We start from the raw sequence: 23,197 nt of genomic DNA, 5'->3' as shown, positions 1-23,197 counted from the left end.
TCCCTCGATGCCACCAAACCCGGTGACACCACCCCCCGGATCATGGGTACGACTGGGGGACTAAGTCATGCCGGGCCTGGCGACCACGAGCCCCTCAACCAGGAGCCACGAAAAAGGTAACGGGGGGACTGTTCCAAGATCGGTGTTTCCGGCCCGACACGCCGGGCTGAGGTCCGGCGAGATGGGCACTGTGAGTGATGACATCTGAGGTTGTGAGTCCACGCAAGAGCGAGTTCGGGCCGGCGCGGGATCTGTCGCCGGAGCAGGCCGCCGCGGCGGCGATGGTGGCCGAGGCGAAAGCCCGCGGGTTGGCGCTGACCGGTCCGGACGGCCTGCTGAAGCTGTTCACCAAGAATGTGCTGGAAACCGCGCTGAATGAGGAGATGGCCGAGCACCTCGGGCATGAGAAGAACCAGGCCGAGCCGGACCGCGAGTCGACGAATGTCCGGAACGGCACTCGGCCGAAAACGGTGGTTTCGGATGCCGCAGGAGAGGTCGACATCAACGTGCCACGTGATCGGGAGAGCACGTTCGAGCCGCGGATCGTGAAGAAGCGGCAACGCCGGCTTACCGAGGTGGATGAGATCGTGTTGTCGTTGTATGCGAAGGGAATGACGACCGGGGACATTTCGGCACATTTTGCCGAGATCTACGGAACCTCGGTCAGCAAGGAAACGATCTCACGGATCACCGACAAGGTCATCGCCGAGATGCAGGACTGGGCCAGCCGGCCACTGGATGCGGTATACGTGGCCGTGTTCATCGACGCGATCCATGTCAAGGTCCGCGACGGGCAGGTCGCCAACAGGCCTGTCTACGCCGCTATTGGCGTCACCGTGGACGGCTGTAAGGACGTGTTCGGGCTGTGGATGGGCACCGGCGGCGAGGGTGCGAAGTTCTGGATGAGCGTGCTGATCGATCTGAAGAACCGCGGCGTCCGGGACGTGTTCTTCCTCGTCTGTGACGGCCTCAAAGGTCTGCCCGAAGTCGTGAAAAATGTGTGGCCGCAGACCATCGTCCAAACGTGCATCGTGCATTTGATCCGCAATACCTTCCGGCTCGCTTCTCGTCGAGATTGGGACGCGGTGAAACGAGACATCAAACCCATCTACACGGCCCCCGATCCCGACGCCGCGATGGCCGCACTCGACGAATTAGAGGAGAAATGGGGTGCGAAATACCGTGCGATGATCCGGCTCTGGCGCAACGCCTGGAACGAGTTCGTGCCGTTCCTCGACTACGACATCGAGATCAGGCGCATGATCTGCTCCACCAACGCGATCGAATCATTGAACGCCCGCTACCGGCGGGCGATTCGCGCACGGGGACATTTCCCGACCGAGCAGGCCGCGATGAAGTGCCTGTACCTTGTGACCCGCAGCCTGGACCCGACCGGGGCAGGCCGCGCCCGATGGATGATGCGCTGGAAGCCCGTGATCAACGCCTTCGCCATCACGTTCGGTGACCGCTGTCCGGGAGCCGAAACCTACTGATCAACAACGCCGGAAACACCGATCACGGGATAGACCCCGAGGTGTGTGTGCTTCTTCCGAGCCCTGGCTTTCGTGCCGAGGGGACGGCGCGGATCGTCGGCGCCGTCCCCTCGGTTGTGTACTTGAGGCGTTGTTCAGCAGATCCGGATGTTTCCGGTGGCTGGGTCACCGTTGCCGATGCGCTGGACCCAGTAGGTGATGCAGGTGCTGCCGGGTGCGTAGACCTGCGGTGTCCAATGGGATCCGCCGCTGCCGGTCTGGTAGCCGCCGACGGCGTTTCCGCCCCAGTCTGATCTGATCAGCATGTACACGGTGCCGCTGAGGGCGGGCACGCGGACCCAGTTGGTGCCGCAGGCCGCGGAGTAGCGGATCTCGTAGTTGATCCCGCCGACCGAACCGGTGCGGATAGTGGACGCGTTCGAGGCGCAGCCGGTGCTCAGGGGGTCGGTCTGGTGGTGGTTGGAGCCAGCGGCGGCCGCGCCGGTGATGAGTACGAACAGTGCGGCGATCGCGCTGAGAAGGACCGCGAGTCGCGCCGACAATCGTGGCGGATGAGACGCAGGTGACATGGAGTTGGTTGGGGTGCAGGGCATGGGAACGTCCTTCTGTCTGAGAACGGTCAAACGGTCGAGGACCATGCTCAACGGCCACGCGGGAAGCCGATATCGCCCGCGAGATGATGCGCTGGTAGTCGGGGCCTACCCCAAGGGATGAGTCACTGCAGGTGCCGCCGCACGTCTGCAGCGACTTGGTCGCGGTCCGTCAGACCGTATTTGCGCAGGATGTTCCGTACGTGTGTCTTAACGGTGTTAACGCTCACTCCGAGTTCTGTGGCCATGTTTTGGTTGCCCATGCCGCGAGCGATCAGCAGCGCCACCGTGGCCTCGGCCTGGGTGAGGGCGGTGAACCGGGTGGCGGGCCCGGGATCGGTGCGGGAAGTCATGTCGATCAGTTCGTACTGAACGCGCTCGCAGCGCTGCATGACCTCTCGCAACGCTTGCATCGCTGTATCGAGCGTCGGATCGGGTGCCTCGATCACGTCGAGCGCCGTGGTAGGGATCCCGCTGAGCTGGCCGGATAGGTACTCGATGACACGGTGCGAAGTCAGCGCCTCGTGCTCTCCCGCATCGGGTGAGGCGAGGTGTTCAAGGAGAAGCCGGTCTTCCTCCTGCCGGACGACGACCCGCGCCAGCACCCCGGTGAGCCACTCGACTGCGCGCACCGCCTGGTCGTCGTAGACCTCCGGGGTGTAGCTGTGCAGAGACACCATCCCGATGACGGAGTCCGGCGCGTCGGGTTCCGGCCGGAACATCGGGACGGTGACCACGTCGGCCGACTCGCGGGTGACGTCGCCGAACGAGGTGCCCGCTTTCAGTACCGCGCCGTTGTCGTAGCGGAACCGGTAGGTCTGGCGATGCCGCAACAGCCACGCGACAGGTCCGTTCGGCCCGTAGGCGTGCAGCACCGGGTCGTCGAACTTCTGATCCTCGGTGCCGTAGACGTAGCGCACCTTCTGGCCGTGCAACATGCCGATGTAGAACGAGTCGACGTGCGCGATCTTGGACAGGGTGCGGCAGACTTGGTTATATACCGCGAATCTGTCCGCGCCCAGCGCCACGATCTTGTGGTATGCCTCGCGCAGGAGTGCCGTGGTCACAGGATTCAATCGCGGTGGTAGATCCGACATCGTCACCCTTTCTGTCCCGGCCCCAGCGAAAGAACACTGCGAAGGATGTCCGAATCGGCGCTGCAGCGACAGACGCCATCAGGTGGTTTACAGCACAGATGGATCGACGGCGCCGCAGGACCGCAGTCAAAGGTCGCCGCGCTCGCACCGAATCATCCGTAGCTCCTCCGTAAGCCCTCGAAGCATCGTATCTATGTTGGCGCTCCCCTCTGGAGACCATAGATTTACGCGCTTCTCATGTGTATGGGTAGCTTGCGAGTAAGGTTCGTGTCTGCTCTCATCAGTTCCGCGCTGTCGGATTCGAATGAATTGAACAACAGTGCGGCCGGTGCGGGTGATAGTCGTTCACAGGCTATGGCGGCGATAAGTGGCTGCGCGCACCGGGTTCGCTGTCAAGGGGTGAGACGTCAGTCTCGTGTATCGGCCTGCTGTCGCAGCCCTCGGGGGCAGGGGTGAGAGCTACGTGAAATGTCTTCAGGTGGCGACTGGTCCTATCGCGGCCAACTGGAAGGGGAGACCATCGTCCTGAGGTAGAATGGAATTGAAACTCGGACGATCGTGATCGCGGCCGACATGGAAGCTTCTCCAGGTAGGCGGGAACTCAAAGGACACCGCTCTACACAGCTGCGGGTTGCCTGTCGAGGGCTTGGCTGTGTTTGACTCTTAGGGCTGACAGACCAAGGAGGTTTCGCAGTGCACGATCTCGACCGCATCATTGAGGCGCTCAGTACGAGGGACCTTGACACGCGTGAGTTCGAACTTTGCGCTGTCAGCTTTCTCGGCACGGTGTATGACGGGCTGACCTCCGTTCCTGGAGGCTCAGACTGGGGTCGGGACGCCGATATCCACATGCCGAAAGGAACTGTGCCGGTTCGTGTGATCATCACTTCGTCACGGACCCTCAAAGGAGTTCAGGCGAATCTCACCCGTAGCTTGAAGAGCATGGACGAGCACGGCGTCCGGGTGGAACGAGTCGTGCTGGCCAACCGACTTGATCTCGGGCAGCTCCAACAGATCAAGTTGGAGGCCAAGGCCGCAGAGTGGAACGTGGAGGTGGAGGCCCACTTCGGCAGGGAGTTCTTTGCCAATAGGCTCCGCATTGACGGGGGTTGGCGGGAACGGCTCCTTGGCCTGTCGAGCCACCCGATCACGTTGTCCAGGCTGCCAGCCGAGATTGCCGAGTCTCCGTGGGTTCATCTTCCCTTGACTGGACGAGATCAAGAACTCGATCAGCTCAACCTCATGGTATCCGAGGGTGATGTGATCGTGACCGGGCGACCCGGCATCGGAAAGTCGAGATTGGTCTCGGCGATGGACGGAGTACTGTTCGTCGATCACGACGTAGACCCGAGCTCGCTGGCGAAGGACATCAGGTGGCTTCAGCCGGAGTATCTGGCCGTTGATGATGCAGGACAGTACCTCGATCTGCTGCGTCGGCTCACCACGTTGAGGCGTAGCGAAAGCGATTTGGCGGCCTACCGGATCGTAGCGATTTGCTGGCCAGACGAGGAGGACGCTGTACGAGATCGCCTGCAGGGGGCTGGACAGATTGATGTTGATGGACTCGAACGGCCGGCGGTCGACGAGATCATCCAGGCCATGGGTGTCCGGAACAGCCTCGGTCGCTCACAAATTCTGGACCAGGCGGAGGGACGCCCGGGATGGGCTGTCGCTCTGGCGGACATGTTGCTCAAAACTGGCACGTGGCAGTCGATCTTCGACGGAAAGGTGATTCTCGGTCAAGCCGCGCGGTACTTGCGCCGGGCAGGGATCTCGGCGGAAGCGATCGGCGTGCTCACTGCCCTCGCAGCACTTCGGTTCGTTACGGATGATCAAGTGGTGAAGTTGGCGAGGTCACTCGACATTTCCACTTCAAGGGTGCGTTTGACGCTGCTCGGCGCGGCGCGGAGTGGCCTGGTAGATGTAGCGCGCGGATCGACAGGAAGCGGAGCGTCACGCACTTACACCGTCAGGCCACCGATGCTGGCAGACGTGCTTGTCGCCGAACACGCGTTCCGTTCGGACGTTCCGATCGTGACTCTGGAGCTGCTCCGCGAGGAATGGCCAGGAAGGGAGGCTCAACTCGCAGGCAGCGCCATCAAAGCCGCCCAACTCGGTGTGTCTGAAGCGGAGCCAGTGGCGAGACAGTTCCTGCAGTCGGTTCTGGAGTCTGACCAGGTATCTGCCGCAGTGCGGCGCGAGCTGGTGCGGGAGTACGCCGACATCAGCGCGTCAGCTTGCCAGGCCGTTTTCGGGTGGATCGAGGGCGAGTTCAAGACTCTCTCCACGAACACCGGAGCCGACCTGAGTCGACTGGAGCCTCTCGTCGGGCTGGCGGCTCACCTGGTCCGGCGTTACTCCAACGCTCAAGCCGCGATTCTGCTCCTGGACGCGGTGCAGATCGATGACCGGCCAAGCGGCCGGCATCCAGGACATCCACTCCGAGCGGTGCAGGACCTTGTGCAGAAATTCCACCCTGGACTGAAGCCAAGCGAAACAGCGAGGCGCCTCATTGCGGCCGAGGCAAAGAGGTGGATCGACGCCCGAACGACTAGCCCGGCGGCGTGGGTGGCCTACACGGCCGTATGCAGAGAGTTGCTGAGTTTCAAGCGAGACGGCAGCCATTTGAGCCCCGCCACCGGACGAGAGCTCGTCTTGATCGAGACCGTCCTTGCTCCTGATGAGATGCAATCGGTCTACGACGAGGTTTGGCTGTCGATAGTCGAACGTCTTCGGCATGCGCCCGCGCAGGCCAGGAGAGGAGTCGTAGACGTGCTGGCGGCGTGGTTGCGGATCGGGCGCGGCGTCGACGAACCGTTCGGCCGGCCACATGCCGCAGAGTCCATCTCAAGGGCAGCGCAGCTCAGCCGACTTTTCCTTGAGGATCTGATCCCGATGACCGCTGACGCACCAGGCCTGCAGGCAGCGCTTAGCGACATTGCACGGTTGAACGGCATCGAGGTGTCACTCCCGCCTGACGAGTTGCGTGACCTCTTTCTCGCCGACGTGGCTGGAACCGGACGTCGACGGGGGGCGTTGGAGAGGAGGCGGGAGGAGATTGGTCGACTTGTCGCGACCTGGAGTGTCGAGCCGCCGCAGATCGTGCTCGCAAGGCTGAGCTGGCTGCAAGAGCAGTGCGAGCTCGCTGGTCCCCGATGGCCGCACCGAGTGCGAATGGCCTTTTGCGCGCTCGCGCCTCATATCGAGATAGGGCGGCTGTCGGACTGGATCGATGGCGCCCTGAACCATGGGTTGTTTCCTGACGCCGCAGCATTGCTCGAGTGCGCTGTACAAGGCGGCGTCCTCTCGACGATGACGCTCCAGCGATGCCTGTTCAGCCCGATGGCCCGATGGCCTGTTATCAACGCCATCCTCACCTGCGCCGAGGCATCGGCAGACCTGGTGTCGTGCGCGATAGATGCCCTTGAGGCCTCGGACTACGGGATCCTGCAGACGATCTTGTTTGACGACATCCTGCAAGAAGGGCGTCGAAACGCCATTCTCGCATCATCAGATGTGAACGTGCGTGGAGCCGCGGCGTTGGCGATGTTCGAGACGAACCTGCCTGGTAGTGAGTGGCTGAGTGGGAGTATTGAGAACAGCTGGCTCGCCGCGATCGAGGGGATCGACCTCAACGCGCTTGAGCCGATTAGGGAAGATGTACTGCACGAGCTCGCTGAGCTGTTGGCGATGAAGCGGCCAGAGACGCTGTACCGGCTGGTTGATCGTCAGTTGCGGCTCTTGACGCAAGGAGTCGAGAGCTGGGCTCGGCATACGCTGGTCGACTCGTTGCACGCGCTACCTGCTCAGATGAAGACGAAGCTGCTTCAGGAGTTCGGTGACTCGTCTGTTCGCTGGTTGTTACTCCGGAGACTGCCGGGGAACGACGTCGGCTGGTTGGAGAGCGCATTGGATAGCGAGCTCATGACTCCAGAGGAAGCTCTGAATTGCAAGGACGGGCTAGCTGGCCCCGAGCCGTCGATTTCAGACCTGGCCAGGTTGTTGGTACCCCGAGGTGTGTCGGCTGACATCATTGCGTGTCAGGCGCAGTGGGGTGTCCATTATGGAGAGGAGTCGGATCACCTGGCGGCACTCTTGGAGCAGTTCGACCACCTGGCTCGCTCTGTCGAGCCGTCCGTGGCAGCTGTCGGGCAAGCTGGAGTAGACATCTTCAAAGCGGACCACGCTACAGCCTTGAGGAAAGAACGACGGCGGCGAGTCATGGGGCTCTAGGTGCGACAAGTACACGACAACTTGGTCGAGCTCTCGTCGCGGGCGCAAGAACGCTGCTTATCGTCGTCGCGTGCTGTTGTGTCGGCAGGATCGAGAGCTCTTGGCTCTGCCGAGGCTCCACGTGTTCTGGCGGCGATGAAGAGAGGCTGGCTGGCATTGATCATCGGGCTCACGTCCCTCTTTGAGTTCGGCAATTTCTTCGCGCTGGTCACCCGGCTCGGTGTCCGAGTGCGGGGCACGTCGCTCGCGGAAGTCACGAGGAGTTTCGATGAATGGCCCACGATCAGGGGGTGGCATACGCGCGGGACACCAAGGCTCACAAAGTCGGCCAGATGACCGTGCAGGCGGACCTGTTTCTGGTGTTTGCCGAGGCGTTGGGCGCTGAACCCGGTGAGCGGCTCCGGCTACGGCCGATTCCTCCTTTCTAGTTCCGGCCAACGAGTTCGAATGTCCGCCAGATACGGCGGTACTTCCAGGTACAGATGTTGCTTGGTCGCGTCGGGGTAGCGGAGGTGGTGGCGGAGGTAGCGGTGGTAGCCGATCAGTACGGCGGCGTGCGTGGTGGCCGGGAGCAGCAGGTCCCACTCTTGATCGGATAACGTCCGAACCTCCGCATAACCGGCCAGCAGATGCCGGGCGCGGGCGAGGTCGAACCGGCCCTCGGTACGGCACAGGGCGTAGAGCGTCATGCCCAGGTCCACCACCGGGAGGTCCAGGGCTGCGGTTTCCCAGTCCAGCACCGCAACTTGTCCGTCTTCGCCAAGCACGAGGTTGTCGCCGGCCATGTCGCCGTGTACCAGACTGGACCGCGACCGGTCCGGCGCGGGCAGCGTGCCCAGCGCCGCGTGGGTGTGTACCCAGTCGGCGAAATCGTGGTCGCCGAAATGTTCGGCCACTTCGAGCGCATCAGCGGGTAGCCGACGGCCGACCGGGAGGTCGAACTCCGGTGGCGGCACCTCGCGCAGCCGGGCTAACAATGCGCCCGCCGCAAGCAGGGCTGGAGAGGGCAACTCGGTTCGGCAGGTACCGGGTACGTAGTTCTTGAGCAGGAACAGCCGATTCGCCACCGTCGTCACCGGCTGCCCCGAGCGGTCGGGTAGTGGTTCGCTCGTGGGCAGTCCGTGGTCGATGAGGTGGCGCAGCAGTCGGGCCAGCCGGGTGGCTGAGACTGGGTCGTGATTGTCCAGCACGGTCAGCACATACCGCCGTTCGCCGACGGTGACCAGGTAACTGGTGTTCGCCGCGCCGCCCGCGAGTGGTTCGGCGGTGGCACCGGGCAGTTCGAAGCGTTCGTAGAGCTGGGCGAGTGTGTCCGGCGTCAGCGGGCTGTAGGTGGCCATTACCGTGCCAGCACTGCTTGCCAGGCGCGTGCTGCCTCGGCGGCGCCGGCCAACCAGTCCACTTCGGCCGGTGCCGGGTCACCGGGTGTGCCTTGCCAGAAGTCGATGATGGACAGCAGGTAGGCGAACTCGGCACCGTGCACATAGCGCAGCACGCCGGCGCGGGCACGAGCCACCTGGTTAGCGTCGCCGCGCAGGGCGCCGTCGAGGGCGCGGGCCAGTTCGGCGTAGGCGCCGATCGAGGTGAGGCCGTGCCGGTCGGCAGCGGCGACCACCTCGTCGCAGCGAGCTGACTGACCGGTGCCCGCCGCGGCCAGCAGTTCCGCGTTGCGCACTTGGAGCTCGGCCCAAGTCAGGTTGATTTCGCGCAACAGGTCACGAGCGGAGTCCGCCGCGGCTCGTGCCGCGGCAGGCTTCGTGAACCCGAGCGTGAATGCGCGGCAGGCCTCCGACAGGGCCGCCTCGCCCTGCATTCCGGCATCCAGCGCGAGACCGCGGGCCACCGCATACGCCGCCTCGGCCTCGTCGAACCCGGCTTGTGTCCACTGTAGATCGCCCCGCACGCGGGCCCAGGTTGCCGTCCGCTCCCGGGTGGTGAGCAGCCGCGCCAGCTCGCGGAACCGGCCCCTTCGGCGCAGAACGTGACTCAGCCCGCGGGCGGCTGTGTCGGCCATCCGGCCGTTCGCCTCGACCAGCGCCCGCATCCCGGCCTCGGACTCGGTCTGCCGGCCCAGGTCGCGCATGCATTCGGAGTGGTAGTAGCGGAGGAGTTCCTCCGCTCCTTCTGGCAGCTGACCGGATTCCAGGCAGCGAATGAGCTCCCGCGAGGTGTGTTCGCGATGCTCCTGCTGTCGCCGACAGATGGTGACCAGCGCGTAGGCCAGGGTCGCCGCCGGGGTTTCCGGTGGTTGCCCGGTGTCGAGTCCGTCGATCCTCGGCGCAAGGTTCGGTTCCCACACGTGGTCGGCCACGAACCGGTAGGCCGCCTCCACCAGCCAGCCCGGTTGCAGGTCGAATTCGTGCGCGAGGCGCAACCCCTGGTTCAGACAAGAGATGAGGGCAGCACGGTGGTTGTGCGCTGTGTATCGCTCAGCCGCCTCGCCCAGGTGATGCAGAGCGCGGTTCGCGGCGCGTTGCCAGTCGTGCGCGCTCCACGAATCGTCCAGCCCGCGGTCTGCGGCCGCGATGTGGCTGCGGATCAGCTCATCCAGGTAGTACGGCCACGGTTCCCACTCGGTGAACTGCACGAGCGGCCGGTCGATCAGGCGCAGCGAGCCGGATTCGCCGAGCAGGCCGGCGGTCTCGGTCAGCAGGCCAACGTCGAAGGCATCGAGCAGGCTGGCCGCGCGTAGCGCCGATCGCTCCTCTTGTCCGAGATCGCGGAACACCCTGGCGATCAGGCCAGGAAACTCCACATCGAATTCCCCCGGGCCGACTGGTTGCCGGTCTTCGTAGAGCTGCAGGTAGCGCATGACGGACAGATCGAGATAGAGCGGCAGGCCGTGCGCGTTGGCGACGATGCGCTCCCTGATGTCCTCGGCGATGAGCGGGCTGTTGTCCCTGCGCAACCGGTCGCGCAGGAAACGATCGGAATCGTGCGGGGACAGCGCACCGACCAGGTGTTGCCGTGGGTCATCCTCGCTCCCGGCGGCCAGGCCCGGCCAACTTACCGGACCGGCCCAGTCGAACACCCCGGCCACGCCGTCATCGGCCCATGTCAACCGGTTGCGCCCGGTGATGACGAAGAAAACGTTCGGCATCAACCAGACCAGGCGTTGCAGGTAGCGCTCGAACTCCCGGTTCGCCTCCTCAAAGGTGTCGACGAAGACGACCAGCCGGGCAGGGCTCGCCGGGGACTCGAGTTGGCGTTGGTAGCAGTCCCAGGCCAGCAGGTACGGGTAGTAGCTGAGGGCCTCCAGATCCGGGTCCGCCTCAAGCAGCTCGACCAGCCGGGTGCAGGCCGTCAGCACGCGTTTGCGGTCCGCGCGGCCGCGCAACGCCTTGACCAGTGCCTTGCCTGTCATCGTGACCAGCGAGACACCCGGCACCTGCAGGTCGAGCGTCTTGGCCACCTCCTCAAGCGAGCGCTGCAAGGCCTCCGGCAGTTTCGCAGTGTTCTCCCCGCGCATCAGAGCACCTCTGTTGGTGAGGTATTCGGCGAAGTTCTCGTGCGGGTGGACCTGGCTCCAGTACCGGGAGAGTGCGAGGTCGAACGCGACTGTGCGCCCCTGCGCGCCGATCAGCGCGGTGCGCAGCAGGAGCATGATCGTTTCGAGGTCCACGCCGGACTCGCGGGTCAGGTCGAGCCGAGCGGTGTGGATCAGGCCAGTGTCGTGCGGGAAGTCCGGCCAGGTAGAGGAATCGGGCCGCTTCCGATCGGATACCCAAGCCTGCAAATGGTGGGACAGAGTGGTTTTGCCGACCCCGCCCATACCGTAGAAGGCGATGACGTTGCGTCGGGGTTCCAGCACGTCCACCGGATCGCAGCGACCGGTCGAGACGGACGCCCCGTGCGCGGCGAAGGCGCGTTCGAAGGCGGCGCTCTCGGCGTCCCGGTCGACGAAGATCTGGCGGGCGTCGATGCTGCTGAGGTTGGTGCGGAACAGTACGCGGAGATCGGAGTTCATCGTGGGTAGTCCCGGTATCGTGTGGTGGTCATGGCGCGGTGCGGAAGCCCAGCAGCAGGGCATCGCGCACAGCAGTGCCCCCGGCGGCAGGAGTGATCGGTTCGGTGTAGTGCAACAGTGCCGCGTCGTTGACGTAGACGGAATCCAGCGGCTGGGTCAACTGTGCGTTGGCTAGTTGTTCCGCGCCGCGGTGCAGCGAGGTGCGCCCGCCCGCAGCATTGTGGCGGGCGATGAGGTGCACGGAGATGAACTCGAGCCCGTCCTGGTGCGGCCCCTCCGGTGCTGGTGCGCCTGGCTGGTCGGCCGTGCCAAGGATTCGGATCTGGTGCACGTCGACCAGCCAGGACCGCGCCGTTGTGTTGGAGGCTATCGCGATCTGTGTAGTTGCATGGCGCAGGAGCGCGAGCAGGAACGGATCTTTTTGCGTCTCCCGCGTGAGGCCGGCGAACTGGCGTCGAACGCCGCCGAACAGCGGGTTCGTCGACTTCTGCTGATAGTAGTCACGGTTGCCGAGTGCACGGATGTCCGTACCGGACGGCGGGACCAGGTAATGGCCGTATCGCCGAAGTCGGTAGGCCGCATGAATCTCGTCGGTGAGCAAGTAGCGGTCTGGCTGCAAGCAATCCCAACTTGCGGCGAATCGGGGAAAACCGTCCCGCAACTCGGGTGAGAGCCGAATCCTGGTACTGGGCACGACTGCATATCCCCGCTGACGAAGTTCGATACCGGGATCGAGTTCGCAGGTGATCGAGGGCTGATGGGGATCGGATGCGACGTCCGTGCCCAGTTCCGACATCGGCGGACACTCCGGCTCAGGTCGAGGTGGACTGGCGTGCTCTGATGTGGTGCTCGATCGCTTTCACAAAACGGTCGAGTGCGCTGGGGGAGGAAGGCAGAAACAGGTTGGGTTCGATGAGTTCCAGTTCCATCAGCGTCGAGTCGTCGCCTGCCGTCACCACGTCGATCCGGGCGTAGAGCGGGGTGCCCAGCCGGTCGGGTATGGCGGCAAGCGCCTCGGTGGCGAGCCGGATCTCGCCCGAGGTCGGTTCGTAGGGCTGCAGGTTCGGGTGGGGGAAACGGCTGTTGTCGATACCGTTGGCCGCAGTGAGCACCGCACCCTTGGCCATGGCGTGGCTGAACTCGCCGTCCAGGAAGACCAGTGCGTGTTCCCCTGCTGTGTCGATGGTGTCCAGGTAGGGTTGCACCATTGCAGTTTGGCCTTGTTCCTGGAGCATGCGCACGTGCTCCACGGCTCGTGGATCGCCGGCCCGGTACCGTCCGGTGTTCAGTGCGCCGGCGGAAATCGCGGGTTTCACGACGATGTCGTGGTCGAATTGCGGCAGAGGCTGCCCAAGGGCGAGGTAACTTGTGTCCACGACAGGGAGACCGGCTGCGGCTAGCTCGCGCAGGTAGTGCTTGTCCATGTTCCAGAGCACGATTTCGGCCGAGTTGGCCAGCATGGTTTCTCTGGACACGGTCTGTGTCCAGTTTCGGAACTCCGCGACCCTGATGGCGTAGTCCCATGGCGAGCGAATGAGGACCAGGTCGAATTCCGCCCACGACTGTGGGGTGTGCCAGAAAGCCGCTTCCGCGCGAAAACCGGCATCGGTCAGCTTGCGCAACAACAACGGGGTGTCATGGTCATCAGTGTGGGAACAGGCGGCCGTCGCGACGGCCACGCGGTAAGGGAGCGGCATGGCGCCGAAGATTAGCACCGCCTCCCCGGCCCAGGACGGGGAGGCAAATTGGTCAAGCTGCTTGTCACCTGATTCGGTTAATTTCGACATGCGCCGGGTTCTCCCCCGTGTGTGGCCATGTCATTTGAGGCTGGCACGGCCAGAGTGCCCCGGTCAAGGGAGCCGGAGCCTGGGACGTCGGGAACTCGTCCAGTTGAGCGGTATGGCCGTGATGGTCGGAGGCAGCAGGAGGACATCGTGGCGCGGCGGGCAAAGTGAGCAAGCAGAAGAAGCAACGTTGTGCTATCCGCACGTTCGGTGCCGCACACGTCTGCATGTAGCCCTGCCGCTTCACCTTTTTCACGATAACGGCCGATCCCGCCTCTCGGCGGTGGAGACCGAGATCGGGAGCATGACAGCGCGTTCGCAGAAGGCGATCCGGCGTGTAACGGGGCTGGCGCTCGGCGCGACTACTCACCACGCCGACGTTGCGACTGGCCATGGCATGGGATGCGTGGAGGTATGGGTGACCGAGTCCGTCGAGGTGTCTGCCGCGAGAACTCGGTGCTGGAGTCCGTCTTCGTGCATGGCTCGACAGGGGCACCTGGCAAGCCGGTCTTCCAGGCAAAGAGGGCGTTTGGCCGGGCATACGATACCGGTCCAGGACCGAGTGATCGTCGTTCAGCACGTTTGGGGCTGCTGGTGACGCGAACTCTATCGGCGCCGGCTCCGTGATAAGACTCAACCGTGGCGGTCGAACTGTTCTGGGGCGAGAGGCCCCACGTTGGATCGGAGATCCAACTTCTTGGCCATCACGGACGTCCACGTGTGTCACGCCAAGCTCAAGGCGTACGCCGGTCGGCACGACGGCAGGCCCCGGCAGGCTCGTGGGTGCATGTACGCCTATGAGGGATGTCATGCACTCGTTTGCCACACCCCCGATCGGGCGTAAATCTACACGCAGTTCGAGTGCGTCGTCTGCGCCTTTCCCCGGCTCGGGGAAGGCTCCGAGGTGTCGGATACACCGATCTGGTGAATTCCTGCAGAATCCAGGCCTGTCCCCTTGGAGCCGCGACCGGTGGCTGTACTTCGTTCGCGTTCTTGGCCTTGTCATATGGTGGTGAGGAGGGCGAACGAGCAGTCGACATGAGTATCGCGCCAGCGCCAGCCTGCACGAATTGGTGTCCTTGCCTCTTTGCGAGGGGAAAGACGGCGATTGCCCCGGTTGATCTTCGAGGAATGGCTCCAGGAGGTCGATCGTGTCCAGCTCGTCGGCCCGTCAGGCGCAGGAGAGAGTCATCTGACCAGGCACTCACGCTGGCGGACTCACGGACCGAATCCGTGGTGCTCTCGAGGGGAGTGCCAACATTCGATCTCGGCGGAGAGCGTGATGCGGATCTTCGGTCTGGGCGCCAGAACATCGCGCCTGCTGATGCGGGCTCGGAAGCCGGGCGCGCTGCCCATGACAATAGCGGCTGTTCTGCGACGCTCGATCGAACGGCATGACGAGCGCCGGGCATGGCAGCTACCCATCCTTGTGGCGGATAAGGTGCTCAAGCCGGGCGTCGGGGCTGAACCGGCGCTTTTGTGTCGGCAAGCGGAAAGCTCGGAACCTTAATCCGTTCGAGTGAACCACGCGCTCGTCCGTGCAGCTGATCGTCGATGGATCGTCTTCCGGGTATGTGGCTATCCCGGATCGGGCGCGCAAGGCGGGAGATCACCGGATCTGGCTTGAAATTGTCCAATATTTGCCCCTAGCTGATTCCTGGGTCGACAGAAAACTGTCGGCAGGCAGCAGTGATGTGTAATTGCCGGTGGTCTTTGGCAGGGCAAAGCCGGTCGACGGTGAAAGGCTATTCGAGCGTGGTCGAAAATCGACGCGTTGGGGCGGGCAGAAGTCCTCTCGAAATAGAGTTCGAAAATATCTATCCGGTCTTGCGGGCCAAGGTCCTTCGCTTTGTCAGGTTTCGTGCGGGATGGCTCGACTGCGAAGAGATGGCCGATGCCGTGATCGAGCGTCTTTGGGTGCGGTTGCGCGGCCCGCGCCCTGCTGTCCGGGAAATAGAAGCGATGGCGATCGCCATCGCGGCAAACGTGGTGAAGGACGCGGTCAAGAAAAAGCGACCGGTTTACACGGAGGACATCGTGGGTCTCGCGACCAGACTCGGTGCCTGGATCACGGGAGACCAAGACGGGTATCTCGACCTCCTCGCCGCGGTCGGGCAACTTGAGCCCGACCTCCGGGAGGCGCTTGGACTGGTCTTTTTCGACGAGCAATCCGTGGTCCAGGCGGCGCGGATTCTCCGGGTCGGCCGAGGCGTCGTGCGACGGCGCGTCGACCGGGCACTCGCGGAACTCCGTCGAATGCTGGTGGATCGTCCGCCCGGTCAAACATGAGTTTATCACCAAGTGAAGTGCGGAAGGGGAGTGCGAAGTGAGAATCTCATGGTGGCGATCCAAGACGACGGGCACTGGATACATCGGTGATCTCGAAGGGCGGCTGGCCGAGCTCCGAGAGGCGATGTTTCAGGCGTCGTACGCCCGCAACGACCCGGCCCGGCAACGCGAATTCCTGGAAAGAATCTTCGAGGGAACGCAGAGTCGAGACTCGTCCTTCGCTTCCGTTGTCGAAGCCAGAGGGCCTCGTGACGGCCTGGCAGACGTGGCGCCCGCGTCCGTTCCGATCCCCGCCGCTGCGAGCCGGAAGCGCCGAAACCTGGTCATCGCAGGCGCCGCCGCGGCGATCTTGCTCGTCGTGGGCGTGTGCTACGGCGTACTGCGCCAACCAGGCCAGGTCGGTCCTCAAACGGGCGTGGGCCAGGCCACGAAATTACGCGTGGGCCTGTTGAACGTCGTTGACACGGCTCCCTTTTACCGGGCGCTCGACCAAGGCTACTTCCGGAGCGAGCACATCGACGTCGAGATCAAAAAGTTCCGAGGTGGCCCCGACGCGATAAGGGAATTGGCCGAAAAGAAGATCGACATCGCTTTCAGCAGCTACCCGGGCGCCTTGACAGCGGAGGCCGCGGGGATAGCCGATCTGAAGATCCTCGCGGCGGCCTACACGGCGCGCAACAGCCATCTCATGCTGATGGGCCTCGGCGACGGGCCGTTGACGCACCCCAGCGACGTGCGGGGCAAGCGCATCGCGGTGACGGCCACAGGGTCGATCTCCGACATCGGCATGGCGTTGGCCCTCCGCGACGCCAACGTCACACCTGGTTCGATTACCTGGGTGTCGCTGCCCATGGACGACATGCTCGCTGCTCTGAAGCGCGGTGACGTCGACGGTGCCGTCATGGCCGAGCCCTATGTCACCCGGGCGGAGCAGGCCGGGGCGGTTCCGGTGCTCGACGTGACACTGGGGCGCCGCGCCTTGCTGCCTTTGTCCGGTTGGTTCGTCACGTCCGGGCAGGTGGAGGGGCAGACCAAAGTTCTCCAGGCTTTCCAGAGCGCCTTGGCGCGCGGCACGCGGGACGTGCAGAAGCCCGACATCCGGGACTTGGTGTTGACCAAATACTTGGAGGTCGACCCTGCGTACGTGGACGACGTCCGCATCGCGACGTACCCGGAGACGGTCGACCCGTCCGAAATCCAGAAAGTAGCGGAACTCATGCTGTCCAACGGTTTCCTGACCGCACCGCTGGACGTCCGGAAGATGGTCATCCGCTGGCCGAACGGCGGCTGATGTCGATGGGCATCCCGTCTGCGCTTTGTCGATTCAATGCCGATTCGAGGAGTGTGAGTCGTGCCCGTGTTCGTCGCATACGCACATGACGCGCGAGGAAGAGCGGTGGCCGACGCGCTTGTGCCTGCTTTGCGCGAACGAGGCGTCATCGTGCGCTGGGACCGTGATCTCAAGGAACAGAACGTGATGTCGCAAGCGGCCTGGATGGCACAGGCGATCGCTGAAAACCTGGTCATCTGCGTCCTGTCCGAGGACTTCGTCGAGCACTTCGGCCGGATCACGGAGTCCTCGGTACACCGGGGGGTCAGGTTCGAAAGCTCGCTCATCATCCAGAAGTACTACGACCACGGCCGGTCGACGCACTGCCCGATCATCCCCGTCGCGGACCGGGGATTCGCGGCGGAGTCGGCACCTCCCCTCCTGGCAGGCATTCCCATCAGCCGGCTGGGAGAGCGGCCCGACGATGGCATCGAGGAGATCGTCCGGCGGATCCGCCGGATCGAAGGCGGCGCGTCGAGCCCGCCCGCACCACCGCAGGAGCCGCTCGGCATCGTCAGCGACGTGGAACGGGCGGGGTACACGGTCGCCTCCGGTCCGGATCTCGTCCGTGAGTGGCTGCGCCACCTGGTCGGGACGCCACTCGACGCAGGTCAGTTCGCCGGGACGTTTTCCGCGGTCGAGGACGTCATCCGCGGCTCGGACAGCGATCGGCTGGTGCAGGAGATCACCGATCGCTGCCTCGTGGCGCTGAACCTGGCGCCCGCCGGTTCACCGGCCTCTGGCGAGAAGGCAAGAGCGCTCATAGTGGGTCTGGCATGGTTGCTACGGCGGCGGCGGGAGTTCGGGCTGGCGGCCAGGATCGTGACCGAAGCGGTGGACATCGCAGAGGCAGAGGGTGACCAGTTGACCTCGGCGCTCGGCTACGCCTCCTTGGGGCACATCCGCCGAGAACTCGCCGAAGGCTCGACCGGCCGGTCGCGTGCCGACCACCTCCGGGCCGCCGAAGACGGTGCCAGGAAAGCGATCAAGCTCCTCCGCCGGCTCGGTGATCGCACCGGCCGCCTCGGAGCGTGCGAACACGTTCAGGCTCACGTTCGCTGGTGCCGCTATCAGCTACTCGGCGAAGCGAGATCACTGTGGGCGGCAGACCGGCTCGCGGAAAAGGCGGCTCGGCACATGAGTGAGGCGGGCCTGCCGATCCACCGGGAACTGTGCCTTTTGCGAGCGGAGATCGCTGCCGCTCGGGGTGACGCTCAACGTGCGGGCGAACTGGTCGAACGCGTTGTGCGCACCCTGACAGACCAACCGGGGGATTCGGCCGCGTTCTCCACTCTGGTCGGGCGTGCCCACCTCGTGTCCGCCGAAATCCACAGGCACACCGAGCCGTTCAAGGCCGCCAGGCTCGCCGAAGCGGCCTTGAAGATATTCGACCGCGCATCGATGGCTCGGTTCGCCGACCTGAGCAGGTGGATGCTCGTGACGCTCGAACCCCGGGCAGCGAGGCTGACTCCGACGGACGTCCGATATCTGGAGAAGCTCTGCCGAGACCCCCGCGTCCGCCTGTACGCCGTCGCCGAGCGGTGCCGCCGGATCGACGATCGCGTCCGGCCTCGACGGACTGCCCGAGCGGAGTGGCGCCACATCCTGAAGACGGTCGGGGGGGCGGCAGCCGGCCTGTCGTAGTGACGTCGGAATGGAGGAATCAGAGGTCGGTCGTGGAGCGGTCCGGGGTCAGCTTGGTACGGACCCGATCGGCGTCCTGCTGTCGATTCTGCGCCGCGTAGAGGTCGTGGGCCGCGTGCAGGGCCCGGGCGGAGGCCGTGTTCGCTCCCAGTTCCGCCAGGACACAGCCGAGGCTTTCGTTGAGCCCGGCTTCGGCGAAGTGGTTGTGGAACGTGCCCGCGAGCACGAGGGCATCCGAGTAGCAGGTGGCGGCTTCTTCCGGTCGCCCGGTCCGCTGGGCGATGTATCCGAGAGAGTCCAGAGTGGCGATCCGGCCACTCGCGTTGTCGTTTTCGGTGTGCAAGGCGAGTGCCTTCCGACAGCACTCTTCGGCGGCGGTGAAGTTCCGCAGTTCCGCGTATTGCCGGCCTTGCGCGTTCAGCGAGTGCGCTTCGCCCACTGCGCTTCCTACGCGGCGGTACAGGGCGAGTGCCGCCGTAGCGTGCTCGAGCGCGGCGTCATGCTGCCCGAGCAGCGAGTAGACCCGCTGCAGATCATGATGCGCGTGCGCCTGCCCAGTGTCGAAGCCCACGCTCGTCTCGAGGTCGAGCGCCTGGCGGAGGTGAAACTCGGCACTTCGGAGGTCGCCGGCCCGAGTGTGAGCTCGACCGAGTTGCCGCATGGCCGAGGCCAGCAGCCGCCGCGAACCCGTCGCCTCGGCCGCGGCGAGCCCGATCTGCGAGCTAGCCACATTCTCCTGGGAGAAGCCGCGACGATACTGGTAGGTGTCCAGCCCGTGGCTCATGTGCCAGGCCGCTTCGTGCCATAGCTCGTCCAACGCGGTCTTCTGCACCGCGAGCAGCGTCTGGTGCTCTTCGTCGAACCAGGCGAGCGCCGCCAGTTCGTCCGCCAGGAGGGAACCCAGGGCGACGTGGGGTGTCTGCGGTGGTGGAACAGCGCGGCGATGAGGGTAGAGGAGGAGATCGGCGGCTCGCGCGGCCGCGGCGTAGAAGTCGACCACGCGGCGGAGTGCTTCTTCCCGGCTCCGGGCCGTTTCCTCGGCTTCCAGGAGTTCGGACGCATATGCGCGTACCAGATCGTGCACACGAAAGCGCTTCGGCTTGTATCGCTGGACCAGGTTCGCGGTTTCGAGGGAGCGAAGGATCTCCTCCGCTTTCACCTGAGTGGAGTCCAGCAAACAGGCGACGGTGACGGCTGTGAACTCCGAAAGCGGAGCGATGCCGAGCATCCTGAACGCGCGAGCTGTTTCGCCGCTCAGGATGGCCGCAGACCACGACAACACTGCTCGGAGGTCCGACGCGTCATCGCCCGCGTTGAAGGCATTCAGCATCGTGGACTCCTCTCGGAGTTCATCGGCGAGAACCGACATCGGGAAACCCGGGTGGTCGACGACCCGCGAAGCCACGAGTGACAGCGCCAACGGCAGGCCGCCGCACCGCCGGATCACCGCGGCCGTCGCCTGGAAGTCGGCGTCGAGTACCTCCGCGGTGAGCTGCTTGCTCAGAAAGTGTCGCGCGTAGTGCGGAGACAGCGTGGTGAGACGCATGGTGGTCGCACCCCGCATAGTCAGGCTCGGCAGGTGACGGCGGGTGGTCACGATGACCGCGCACGAGTCCACGCCGGGTAGCAGGAGCAATACCTGAGCGGCGTCCCACGCGTTGTCGAGGAAGATCAACATCCGTCTTGAAGCGACTGCACTACGATAAAGCCCGGCGGCTGCGTCCGCGTTCGACGGGATGGCGTTCGGGTCGGTCCGCATGGCGAGCAGAAAGCCGCGAAGGATCGTTTCAGGGCTGGCTGGTGTCGCGCGGGCATCGAAGCCGCGCAGGTCGGCGTAGAGCTGACCATCGGGAAAGAATCCGGCGTGCCGATGTGCCCAGCGCAATGCCAGTGTCGTCTTGCCTACACCGGCTGCGCCCTCGACGAGGACGACGGGTGGCCCTGTGCGGTCTTCGTCGGGGAGAAGGACGGCTGTCAGCTTGCTCGACTCCTCCTCACGGCCGACGCACCAGGGAGGAGCCATGGGAAGTTGCTGTGGGGCCGTTCCGCGTTGCACAGGCAATTCGAGTCGGTCGTCACGCTCGGACAGTCCGTTGCCAAAGGCGCCGGTGAGCCTCGTGAAGTCGAACGGCTCGTGTGGCGCGCCGGCCATGGTCCCCCGATTCGAATGTCGCTTCCACGTCACGTTGCGATGGGCGCCTTCCATGATGCCGGGGTAGCGTCGCGCTGAGCAGCACCATTCGAGGGATCCGGGAGGATTGGGCGCCGACGGGTGTACCGCCGAAATGACGCCCCCTTGCAGGCTCCGGTCGAGGATGGTCGTTGGCCGACCCGTCGTCGGAGGCTTGATCTCTTCGGCGATTTCCCGAACGCTGGTCTTCGCGGTGTCGCGCGCGACGAGCGACGGGTTGTAGGTCAAGACTTCTTACTTTCCCACTGCAACTTGAGAAACGCGCGGGAGAGGATGACCACGCCGAAGGTACTCAGGGCGATTCCGAGGCGAGTGTCATCGGCAGTGCGTCGCCGATTCTGATTTCGGACCTGTCGTACCACGGCTTGAGTCCTCGTGAACGGTGCCTGGGCGCTGGGCGACACGTCGAAGGAAATACCGCGGCTCCGGGTGTGGCGATGTCACGATAATGGGGTTGTTGCCCGTACCTCGCAGGAAGCGCAGTCCTGGATCGATGAGCTTGCCGTCCGCCGAACCCAGCCCGGTCCCGGGCATCATCGTCGCGGAGTTGCAGGCGGCGCTGCGCGAGAGCGCGGGTGGCGGGGTGCCCGGCTGGGCGAGGCAGATCCGGTCGTGGCCGGCCAAGGTCATTCCCGGCAACGAGCGGCAGGTCACGGCCGCCGTCATGACGTTGATCAGCCATGCCCGCTGGCCGCGGGATCAGGCACGGACGCTAGGCACGCTGCTCACTCCGCTGTACCGGGCGGGCTGGTGCAATGACGCGATCGTGCGGATGCTGGATACCGGGCCGGATGGCACTCGCCAGCCACCATGGTTCGTCGATCGTGACACGCCGACGGTCGGGCCCGTGCAGGTCTATCTCGCCCGGCGGTTGCACCGCTGGATCCCGGCCGACCCCGCCGGGCAGGACGGCACCCGCGACAGCACTGTGTTCCCGGAACGGTTACCGGATCCTCCGGTGGCCGGGACCACGTTTCAGGCGTGGGCCGAACGCATGCGGTTCGTCTATGGCGACGCGGAACGCCGTCCGTCCGCGCCGTCACCTGGTGGCCGTGCCACAGTGGCGCGCGGAGACGGCCGGCGGGCGCAGGTGACTCCTTTGGAACGACGGCGCGAAGCGGTGCGGCGCCGGCAGAAGGCCCTCGGCGCGTTGTGGGAGCGCGGGGAGCGGCAGGAGAACGACCCAGGTGTCACGGCGGACACCGCGTTGCTGCTCGATCCTGACGTTTACGAAGCGGTGGCGTTGGTGGCACGCACCGGTGACCGCGCGCAGATCGCCCGGCTTCGCCGTGCGGTCCGGCTCGCTCGTCTCGACGCGGCCGCCCATACGGGGCGGGGGCTCGAGGTGGGCCGAGCGGCGGAGATCCGGCGGCTGGCTGAGTCGATCACCCGGCGGGACGGGTCACCGCTGCCGCTGGGAAGCCTGGCGCTGCTGCTGGCCGACATGGCCTAGCGCGCCGCCACGGCTGGCGCACACGTGACACTCACCGCTCACAACCGGAACCAGGAGCACGTGCAGACATGCCAGACCACCACGAACCCGAAGATCCACTCACCAGACTGTACCTGTTGGCCAATCTCGTCAGCTCCGACCTGGCCGTCGCCGGGATCCCCCTGGTTCCCGACTACTTGCACGGCGGCCATCCCCTCGGTCCGGTCGGCGCGCACGTCTTCGCCGACAACCTCGGACATCGTGGTGTGTTCATCAGCTGGGTCAGCCATTCGATACTGACGTCCGCGTCCCTGGAGGCGTGGAGCGAGGGCCGCACCGGTCAAGACAATCCCGCCGGGCAGTGGAAGTCGACAATCGACACCGCGATGCAGAACGCGATGGCCACGATCCTGTCCTCGATCGGCTACGAGGTGGTGACAGCCGATGACGAGTCAGAAGCTGAGCTCGTCGTGACCGCGCGAGCGGCCGGAGGCCCTTGGTGGGACTGGTACCGAGACCAGACGGACCGAGTACGAGCCAAGTCGCTTGATACCGCGGAACGACTCAGGACAACCACCGGCGAACACGGGCAGTGAATCCACAGCCACAAAGTTCGCACCCGTCGCGCCGACCGGCGACTCACACCAGCGGATCATCTGGCCGTGCGACGAACTGCGGTGGTCGACGAGGCGAAGCGGCAGTGAGACTGCCCTTGATGAAGCCCTGCGAAGTTCCCGCGGCCGCCGTCGATCGTGATCGCGAGGAACGCCTCAACACCGGTCGCGCTCAGCGCTGGCGTTGGCAGCTTGCGCGGCCGAAGATCGTCCCGGCAGAGGAGTTCACCCAGGCTCAGTCGCTTCGCCGCTCGAAGAGGGCAATCGGGTGCTTAGGTAGTTTTGAGTTTGCCGCAAGGGTGGATTGGTGTTCCTGACCGGTGACACCGTGCCCGTTTGACGAAACGCCGCACGCATCTGCGGATGCTGCTCGGACGGATGCTGGAAACGTCTAGCTATTGCGCGGTGTCTGGTGGGAGTTAGCGGCCGTCGCATGGGCTGCTGGACAGCAGGATGCGGCAATGAGCCGGCAGAACGGCCGGCTCGCGCCATGCGAAAGTGCCGTCGCCCAGCGCGGGCAAGGAGCGGCGCAG

Annotated in this window: 14 protein-coding genes; 7 read left to right on the top strand and 7 right to left on the bottom strand. The window is 64.7% G+C overall.

From position 1 onward, the window contains the following. Positions 1–212: 212 nt before the first annotated feature. Positions 213–1,493, top strand: coding sequence for an IS256 family transposase (locus ACLJRM_RS39660; RefSeq protein WP_410665994.1), 1,281 nt, complete (start codon positions 213–215; stop codon positions 1,491–1,493). 134 nt (positions 1,494–1,627) lie between these two features. On the opposite strand, the gene ACLJRM_RS39655 is transcribed toward ACLJRM_RS39660, so the two are convergent. After that, a complete protein-coding gene (locus ACLJRM_RS39655; RefSeq protein ID WP_410665987.1) occupies positions 1,628–2,035 on the bottom strand; it encodes a DUF2690 domain-containing protein in 408 nt (135 codons plus the stop codon). A gap of 173 nt (positions 2,036–2,208) precedes the next feature. Beyond that, positions 2,209–3,111, bottom strand: a complete 903-nt coding sequence (locus ACLJRM_RS39650; RefSeq protein ID WP_410665986.1) for a LuxR C-terminal-related transcriptional regulator — start codon at positions 3,109–3,111, stop codon at positions 2,209–2,211. A gap of 762 nt (positions 3,112–3,873) precedes the next feature. On the opposite strand from ACLJRM_RS39650, the gene ACLJRM_RS39645 reads away from it, so the two are divergent. Then, positions 3,874–7,413 (top strand): hypothetical protein, encoded by a 3,540-nt coding sequence (locus ACLJRM_RS39645; RefSeq protein WP_410665985.1) that lies wholly within the window; start codon positions 3,874–3,876, stop codon positions 7,411–7,413. A gap of 404 nt (positions 7,414–7,817) precedes the next feature. On the opposite strand, the gene ACLJRM_RS39640 is transcribed toward ACLJRM_RS39645, so the two are convergent. The 4 genes from ACLJRM_RS39640 to ACLJRM_RS39625 are packed head-to-tail and all read right to left on the bottom strand — an operon-like array spanning position 7,818 to position 13,167. After that, on the bottom strand, positions 7,818–8,753 hold the full coding sequence (locus ACLJRM_RS39640; RefSeq protein ID WP_410665984.1) for a phosphotransferase: 936 nt from the start codon (positions 8,751–8,753) through the stop codon (positions 7,818–7,820). Next, positions 8,753–11,380: a hypothetical protein gene (locus ACLJRM_RS39635; RefSeq protein WP_410665983.1), complete on the bottom strand. Its 2,628-nt coding sequence runs from the start codon at positions 11,378–11,380 to the stop codon at positions 8,753–8,755. The genes ACLJRM_RS39640 and ACLJRM_RS39635 overlap by 1 nt, the downstream gene beginning before the upstream one ends. 28 nt (positions 11,381–11,408) lie before the next feature. Beyond that, entirely contained in the window at positions 11,409–12,176 is a 768-nt protein-coding gene (locus ACLJRM_RS39630) for a 2OG-Fe dioxygenase family protein (RefSeq protein WP_410665982.1), read from the bottom strand. Between the two features lie 16 nt (positions 12,177–12,192). Continuing rightward, positions 12,193–13,167 carry a RimK family alpha-L-glutamate ligase gene (locus tag ACLJRM_RS39625; RefSeq protein ID WP_410665981.1) on the bottom strand — a complete coding sequence of 325 codons (975 nt, stop codon included), beginning with the start codon at positions 13,165–13,167 and terminating at the stop codon, positions 12,193–12,195. 1,734 nt (positions 13,168–14,901) lie between these two features. Here ACLJRM_RS39625 and ACLJRM_RS39620 point away from each other — a divergent pair. The 3 genes from ACLJRM_RS39620 (at position 14,902) to ACLJRM_RS39610 (ending at position 18,427) form a co-directional block, all read left to right on the top strand. After that, positions 14,902–15,453 carry a sigma factor-like helix-turn-helix DNA-binding protein gene (locus tag ACLJRM_RS39620; protein ID WP_410665980.1) on the top strand — a complete coding sequence of 184 codons (552 nt, stop codon included), beginning with the start codon at positions 14,902–14,904 and terminating at the stop codon, positions 15,451–15,453. A gap of 37 nt (positions 15,454–15,490) precedes the next feature. Continuing rightward, on the top strand, positions 15,491–16,744 hold the full coding sequence (locus ACLJRM_RS39615) for an ABC transporter substrate-binding protein (protein WP_410665979.1): 1,254 nt from the start codon (positions 15,491–15,493) through the stop codon (positions 16,742–16,744). A 105-nt stretch (positions 16,745–16,849) separates the two neighbouring features. Further along, positions 16,850–18,427, top strand: a complete 1,578-nt coding sequence (locus tag ACLJRM_RS39610; protein ID WP_410665978.1) for a hypothetical protein — start codon at positions 16,850–16,852, stop codon at positions 18,425–18,427. A gap of 19 nt (positions 18,428–18,446) precedes the next feature. On the opposite strand, the gene ACLJRM_RS39605 is transcribed toward ACLJRM_RS39610, so the two are convergent. Further along, positions 18,447–20,846 (bottom strand): tetratricopeptide repeat protein, encoded by a 2,400-nt coding sequence (locus tag ACLJRM_RS39605; RefSeq protein WP_410665977.1) that lies wholly within the window; start codon positions 20,844–20,846, stop codon positions 18,447–18,449. Between the two features lie 265 nt (positions 20,847–21,111). Here ACLJRM_RS39605 and ACLJRM_RS39600 point away from each other — a divergent pair, with 265 nt between their 5' ends. After that, complete coding sequence (locus ACLJRM_RS39600) at positions 21,112–22,071, top strand: hypothetical protein (protein ID WP_410665976.1); 960 nt, start codon at positions 21,112–21,114, stop codon at positions 22,069–22,071. Between the two features lie 68 nt (positions 22,072–22,139). Then, positions 22,140–22,646: a hypothetical protein gene (locus ACLJRM_RS39595; RefSeq protein WP_410665975.1), complete on the top strand. Its 507-nt coding sequence runs from the start codon at positions 22,140–22,142 to the stop codon at positions 22,644–22,646. Positions 22,647–23,197: the final 551 nt, after the last annotated feature.

Origin of the sequence: Amycolatopsis sp. lyj-84, from assembly GCF_046549075.1 — a bacterium.
Classification (GTDB): Bacteria; Actinomycetota; Actinomycetes; order Mycobacteriales; family Pseudonocardiaceae; genus Amycolatopsis.
The sequence above is the reverse complement of the archived record's forward strand: the minus strand, read 5'-3'. Positions and strand labels throughout refer to the sequence as shown.